This window comes from Flavobacterium artemisiae (genome assembly GCF_042678225.1).
GTDB lineage: Bacteria > Bacteroidota > Bacteroidia > Flavobacteriales > Flavobacteriaceae > Flavobacterium > Flavobacterium artemisiae.
Map to the genome: position 1 here is coordinate 22553 of NZ_JBHUDZ010000004.1, position 7716 is coordinate 30268.

Annotated in this window: 3 protein-coding genes; all 3 read right to left on the reverse strand. The window is 37.7% G+C overall.

The genetic code is table 11. From position 1 onward, the window contains the following. Window positions 1-96 precede the first annotated feature (96 nt). A complete protein-coding gene (locus ACFSC2_RS04920; RefSeq protein WP_379816680.1) occupies window positions 97-2067 on the reverse strand; it encodes an OmpA family protein in 1971 nt (656 codons plus the stop codon). A 2-nt stretch (window positions 2068-2069) separates the two neighbouring features. Then, entirely contained in the window at window positions 2070-2981 is a 912-nt protein-coding gene (locus ACFSC2_RS04925) for a PorP/SprF family type IX secretion system membrane protein (RefSeq protein WP_379816679.1), read from the reverse strand. A 63-nt stretch (window positions 2982-3044) separates the two neighbouring features. Then, window positions 3045-7716: Ig-like domain-containing protein (locus tag ACFSC2_RS04930; RefSeq protein WP_379818570.1), on the reverse strand; the 4672-nt coding region annotated here is incomplete at its 5' end.

Here is a 7716-nt window from a genome sequence, read left to right on the forward strand (position 1 = left end):
AAAAACAAAAACCTCCAAAAATCAAAAATTGATCATGAAGGCTTTTGGGGGATTTTAGAGATTAGATTCTGTTTTTCTAATCTTATATTTTAAGTGTTACATCGAAATAATTACGAACTCACTTCTTCTGTTTTTTAAGTGTTCTTCTTCAGAACATTTTACACCGTCTTTACATCTGTTCAGCAGTTTGCTTTCGCCATAACCTTTTCCTCTTAATCGGTCAGCAGCGATGCCTTTTTCTACCAGCCATGACATAATAGATTTGGCTCTTTTATCTGATAAAACTAAATTTGATTTTGCTGATGATCTACTGTCGGTATGCGAACGGATATCGATTTTCATTTTTGGATATTCCTGCATAGCTTCGAGAATTTTCTGTAACTCTACTGCAGCTGCGTCTGTAATATTCCATTTTCCTAAATCGAAATAAATCATCGAGATGTTCAATACTTTTCCTAAGTCTGTACCGATTTTGATTTTCTTTACTTCTGCAAGTGGAAGCGCGGCAATTACAGCGATTTTTTCTTTTTCTAAAACAAAATCCAGTTTATTATCTAAACCATAAGCAATCGCAACTGGATTTTCTTTTGATGGATATTGTTTTCTTTCGACTTTGATAAAGTAGTTTTTACTGCAGTTTACTTTAAAACTATACGTTCCATCGGCAGCAGTTGTCACTTCTCCTAAAGACTGTTTGTTTTCGTCAAGCAGCGTTACTTTGGCGCCTTCTATGGCTTCGTTGGCTTTGCTGTCTAAAATAGTTCCGGTAAGCGTTCTTTCGCATACCATTTTTTTAGTTTCAATGAATTTGTAAATATCATCGCTTCCTAATCCGCCTTTTTTGTTTGACGAAAAATAGCCTTTGCGGTTATTGCTGTCAATGATGAAAGCGAAATCATCGAATTTAGTATTTACAGGTTCACCGATATTTTGTACTTGATCAAAAGTTCCGTCATCAAGAATTTTAGAAACAAAAATATCCAATCCGCCAAGTCCAGGTCTTCCGTCGGTTGCAAAATACAATTCGTTGTCACCTGAAATAAATGGGAACGTTTCTCTTCCTTCTGTATTAATACCGCGCCCTAGATTTTCTGGTTTTCCGAAAGTTCCGTCTGCATTAATCGTAACACTGAAAAGATCCGATTGTCCTAATGTTCCCGGCATATCAGAAGAAAAATACAATTTCTTTTCGTCTGTACTCAAAGCTGGATGCGCTGTACTATAACTGTCACTATTAAAAGGCAATTCTTTAATATTAGACCATTTTCCTTCTACAAGTTCGGCTTTGTATAATTTTAGAAGTGTAATGTTCTTTTCGTCTTTTCCTCTTTTTCCGTCCAAAAAGTTGTTTCGGGTAAAGTACATTGTTTTTCCGTCTTTGGTAAAAACAGGAGTCGACTCGTTAAATTTAGAATTGATTTCGTTGTTTAAAAGTTTAATAGTTTTCGGACTTCCATCAGGCTTTAACTCAGCAATGTATAAATTGGTAAAGTTTCTATTGGTCCACTTAAAAGTTTTTCCTTCTTTTTTGCCGATTTGTCTGGCTGAACTAAAAACTAAATCAGTACCTAAAAATGCGCTTCCGAAATCTGAATTTTCAGAATTGATATTAGATAATGAGATTTCAAATCTTCCAGAATTCAGTTTAATTTGTTCTAAGTAATTTTTGTTCTTTTCAAACAAAACACCTCTGCTGTCTGAACCTGCTTTTTTATTAAATTGATCCAAAATCTGATCTGCTTTTTTATAGTCTCCCAATGTTTTTAGAGACTGTGCATATCGGTAAAAATATTCTGTTTCCTGTTGCGGATTTACAGCAAAAAGTTTTTGGTACCAGCCCGCCGCTTTTGCCAATTCGGCATTAAAATAATAAGCGTTTCCTAATCTCTGAAACATTTTTTCGTCTTCGAAACCTTTAGAAGCAAGCTTTTCATAAATCGCAATGGCATTCGCGTAAGCGTAATTATTGTATTCTTTTTCGGCTTTTTCGAGAAGGGCATTTTGTGCTATTCCGCTAAAAAAGAAGAAAGACAAAAAAATCGTATATAGTATTTTTTTAAAATTCATAATTAGAAGAATCTTGGTGATGTTATACGGTTGTAATTATTCATGAATTCAAAACGAAGGAAAATCTCGTGCGATCCTGAATTGTAATTGTTCAATTTGGTTGTTTCGCGATCGTAAGCGTATCCGATGTACATGCTTTTATTGATCTGAAATCCAGCCATGGCACTTAAAGCGGCACTCCATCTGTATGAAAGTCCTGCAGTGAATTTTTCATTAAACAAAAAGTTTGCAGAAACGTCAACTTGAAGTGGTGAACCGTCTACCATTTTAGCTAAAACTGCCGGCTTGAACTGAATCATTTCGTAACGATCCAAATTAAAAACATAACCTGCGATTAAATAATAATTGATAAGTTCTTTGTAAATCGCAGTATCATTATCATCATAACGGCTTGTCTGGATGAAGTTAGGAACAGACAAACCAACATAACCTTTGTCTGAATGCCAGTAAACCCCAGCTCCTACGTTTGGTGTGAATTTGTTTCTAAAGTCTGAAAACTGAGGATCTCCTTGATGTTCTGGCGTCAATTTATTAGGATCAAGGTTGAAGATATTTCCAGATCCTTTGATACCAAAAGACAATTTTGCTTCTGCTGATGTTTGAATCGAATACGAGAAATCTACCGAAATGTTATTCTCTGTTGTTGGGCCAATTTTGTCATTTACTAATGAAAAACCCAATCCGATGTTTTTGTTATTTAAAGGGGTATTTAATGACAAGGTGCTTGTTTCTGGCGCTCCGTCAAGTCCAACCCATTGTGTACGATACAATCCGAAAATGCTCATTACGCCTCTTGAACCAGCGTAAGCAGGATTTATATTGATGGTATTGTACATATATTGTGTAAACTGTGCATCCTGCTGGGCAAAACTGACTGCAGAACAAAACAATAAAACTAAAGCTAATTTTTTCATTTATATAGTTTTTAAAATAATGGCTTAACCTATGGCTAAGCCATTATTATTAGTTTGGAAATATTATTTAGTCAGGTATAAATAACCCGCTTTTTGTTGAGGCTTAGACTGATTGTCTTTGTATCTCAAAATGTAATAATAAGTTCCTTCCGGCAATCCGTTTGATTCTTTTACAGTTGTTCTTCCTTCTGAGTAGCCTTTGAAAACTACGTCGTTGTTGTTGTAATGATCTCTTTCGAAAACCAAAACTCCCCATCTGTTAAAAATCTGAACCGTATTGTTTGGATAACATTCTATACCTCGGATGTAAAATCTCTCGTTCATATTGTCTCCGTTTAGAGAAACTGCATTAAAGATTTTGATATCACAACCGTTAAATTCAATTATTGTAGGATTATCTCCTGCTGCATTCTCGGCATCTGATTTGTCGTCTACGATAATGCCGCTTTGCGAAGCCGCTGTAACAGTTGACTGATTGCTTACCATTCCTGCATTAATATCTGCTTGTGTCAGCGTGTATGTTGCCGTAAATGTTGTACTGTCACTTGCTCCAACTGCTAAATTAATTGGACCTCCACTCAGAATAACTCCTGGTAAAAGATCAGAAATTGTGATGTTTTGAAGATCTACATTTCCTGTATTTGTTACCGTGAAAGTGTACGTTAAAGTCTCTCCTGCTTCTATTGCACCATTTCTATTATTGTCATCAGAAGTCACCTTCATTACTAATGAAATTGCAGGTACTTCAACAAAAATGTGAACCGTAGCTGTACTGCAGTTATTGCTGTTTGCTTTTTCGCAGATTTGATACGTCAACGTGTGACTTCCTCCTTTTGTTCCTGGAGCAACATCTATTGTTCCGTCGGCATTCAAGGTAATTCCAGCAGGGAAATTGTTTCCAGTTAAAATAACATCTTCTGGATTTACTGGTACACCGTTTAATTTATCATTGTCTAAAACATTGATTACTTCTAATGAACCATTGATTCCGTCTGCTTTTGCAATGTCATCATCATTTCCTGCTTCGATTCCGTATTGAGGTTTTGCATTACAACCTGAAGCTGCCGTTGGATAATTTACTGTTACCGATTGTGTCGGGTTTAAAGTAAACTGCATTGTTACTGCTGGTCTTGTTAATTCGAAACCGTCAGCGCTTTCTATCCATTGTCCGTTTGTTAATACCCATCCTGGCCAATCTGTTGGACGATTATTTCCATCAACTATCATTCCCGGCCATAATACATTACCGTTTAATGGCATATTGGTTTGTGTTGCTACTACTTTGTTAGCACTGTCAATCCAATTGATTGTTAATGATCCTGTCGGCGTAAAGTTGTCTGGAGTTACAGTGTACGAAACATACGCTGCATTGTTAGAACAGTAACTTTCTGCTTTTATCGTCATTGTTGGTGCTACTACTGTAACCGTAACAGTTGCTGAAGTACAGTTTCCTGAATTGGCTTTTTCGCAGATTTCATACGTTAATGTATAAGTTCCTGCTGGCGCATTTGGAATCAATTCTACTGTTCCGTCTGGTTGAAGCGTTAATACATTATTAGGATCTGGAGTTAGCACATTCAAATTAACATCTGAAATTACTAATGGCGTGTTGTCTAAAGTATCGTTTGTTAAAACATTGATTACTTTAACCACTTCATTAATACCTACAACTGATCCTATTTCGTCTTTAACGGCAACAAGATTTCTCTTAATTACTGGAATCGTTATTGTTGCTGGTGTAGCATCTACAGCTCCATTATTATCTGTTGCTGTAAAAGTGAATGAATCGTTTCCTGAAAATGCTCCGCTTGGATCATATGTCAACATTCCTGCTTCTGCTGGTGTCAAGATTTGATTCACCGCTACTGGATTCCCTGCTAATGCTAAAACGCCTTGAGAAGGTAATGTTAATACAATATAATTTACAATTGTTCCGTCTGTATCAGAAGCTGTTAAAGCATTGATTGCCGTTGCTCCTGCACTTGATGGAATACCGCTATTTGTATCATCATTTGCTGTTGGTGCATTATTTCCAACTGGAATTGTGATTGTTGCTGGTGCTGAATCAAGTCCCAAATTATCAGTTGCAATAAAAGTAAACTGATCATTTCCTGTAAATGAACCGCTTGGATCATAAGTAAGCATTGCTGCTTCTGCAGGTGTTAAGATTTGATTTACTGTTACTGCTGTTCCGTTTAAGGCTAAAACACCTTGAGAAGGAAGTGTTATAATAGTATAATTTGCAATTGTTCCGTCAACATCTGATGCTGTAAGCGCATTGATTGCAGTAGCATTTGCGATTGATGGAATACTTCCGTTTGTATCATTGTTTGTAATCGGTGCATCGTTCACCGCATTCACAGTAACTAAAATATTAGCTGTCGCTGTTAATGTTCCATCTGTAATCACATAAGGAATACTTACTGCTGTTGCTGAATTAAAGTTCGCATCCGGTGTGAAAGTAATCACTCCTAAAACTGAGATATTTACTGTTCCGTTTGAAACTGTAATTGACTGAACTCCGCCTGTTACAGCTGTTCCGTTGATAGAAACTAAACTGATCGCATCTCCGTCAACATCACTGTCGTTGCTTAACGGTGTAAGGTTTACCGTGTTGTCTTCGTTTACAGAATACGTATCGTTTACTGCTGTCGGCGCATCGTTCACCGCATTCACAGTAACTAAAATATTAGCTGTTGCTGTTAATGTTCCGTCTGTAATCACATAAGGAATACTTACTGCTGTTGCTGAATTAAAGTTCGCATCCGGCGTGAAAGTAATCACTCCTAAAGCTGAGATATTTACTGTTCCGTTTGAAACTGTAATAGATTGAACTCCGCCTGTTACAGCTGTTCCGTTGATAGAAACTAAACTGATCGCATCTCCATCAACATCACTGTCGTTGCTCAACGGTGTAAGGGTTACAGTGTTGTCTTCGTTTACAGAATACGTATCGTTTACTGCTGTCGGTGCATCGTTTACAGGAGTAACCGTAATAGTTACTGTTGCTGTATTACTGTCTGCTGTTCCGTCATTGGCTTTGTAAGTAAAACTGTCAGATAACGTTTCGCTTCCATTATGCGTGTACGTGAAAGATCCGTCAGCGTTTAAAGTCAATGTTCCGTTTGCAGGACCTGAAACTAAAACTGCTGTCAAGGCATTGTTCTCTGCATCAGAATCATTTCCTAAAACACCCGGTGCATTGATATTCAATGTACCACCTTCGGCAACTGTGTAAGCATCATTTGAAGCAATCGGCGCATCATTTACAGGAGTAACTGTAATAGTTACTGTTGCTGTGTTACTGTCTGTTGTTCCATCATTTGCTTTGTAGGTAAAACTGTCTGTTGTCGTTTCGCTTCCATCATGCGTATATGTGAACGTTCCATTTGAATTTAATGTCAGGGTTCCGTGTGATGGACCCGAAACTAAAATTGCTGTAAGCGAATTGTTCTCTGCATCTGTATCGTTTGACAATATACTGTTTGCTGCAGTAACTGTAAGTGTTCCTCCCTCCGCAACTGTATAAGAATCATTTGAAGCAATCGGTGCATCGTTTACAGGAGTAACCGTAATAGTTACTGTTGCGATGTTGCTGTCTGCTGTTCCGTCATTAGCTTTATAAGTAAAACTGTCAGATAATGTTTCGCTTCCGTTATGAGTGTACGTGAAAGATCCGTCTGCGTTTAAAGTCAATGTCCCGTTTGATGGTCCTGAAACTAAAACTGCTGTCAAGGCATTGTTCTCTGCATCAGAATCGTTCCCTAAAATTCCAGGCGCATTGATATTTAATGTTCCACCCTCAGCAACTGTATACGAATCATTTGAAGCAACAGGCGCATCATTTACAGGAGTAACCGTAATAGTTACTGTTGCTGTGTTGCTGTCTGCTGTTCCATCGTTTGCTTTGTAGGTAAAGCTGTCTGTTGTAGTTTCGCTTCCATCATGGATATATGTGAAAGATCCGTCAGCGTTTAAAGTCAAAGTTCCGTGTGAAGGTCCTGTAACCAAAACTGTTGTCAAGGCATTGTTCTCTGCATCAGAATCATTTCCTAAAATACCCGGTGCATTGATATTCAATGTTCCTCCTTCAGCAACTGTGTAAGCATCATTTGAAGCAACAGGCTCATCATTTACAGGAGTAACCGTAATAGTTACAGTTGCTGTATTGCTGTCTGCTGTTCCGTCATTAGCTTTATAAGTAAAACTGTCAGATAACGTTTCGCTTCCATTATGCGTGTACGTGAAAGATCCGTCAGCATTTAAAGTCAAAGTTCCATTTGCAGGACCTGAAACCAAAACGGCTGTCAAAGCATTGTTCTCTGCATCAGAATCATTTCCTAAAATACCCGGTGCATTGATATTCAATGTTCCTCCTTCAGCAACTGTGTAAGAATCATTTGAAGCAACAGGCGCATCATTTACAGGAGTAACCGTAATGGTTACTGTTGCTGTGTTGCTGTCTGCTGTTCCGTCGTTTGCCTTGTAAGTAAAACTATCAGATAAGGTTTCACTTCCATTATGGATATATGTGAAAGATCCATCAGCATTTAAAGTCAATGTTCCGTTTGAAGGACCTGAAACTAAAACTGCTGTCAAGGCATTGTTCTCTGCATCAGAATCGTTTCCTAAAACGCCTGGTGCATTGATATTCAATGTTCCGCCTTCGGCAACTGTATAAGAATCATTTGAAGCAACAGGTGCATCGTTTACAGGAGTAACCGTAATAGTTACT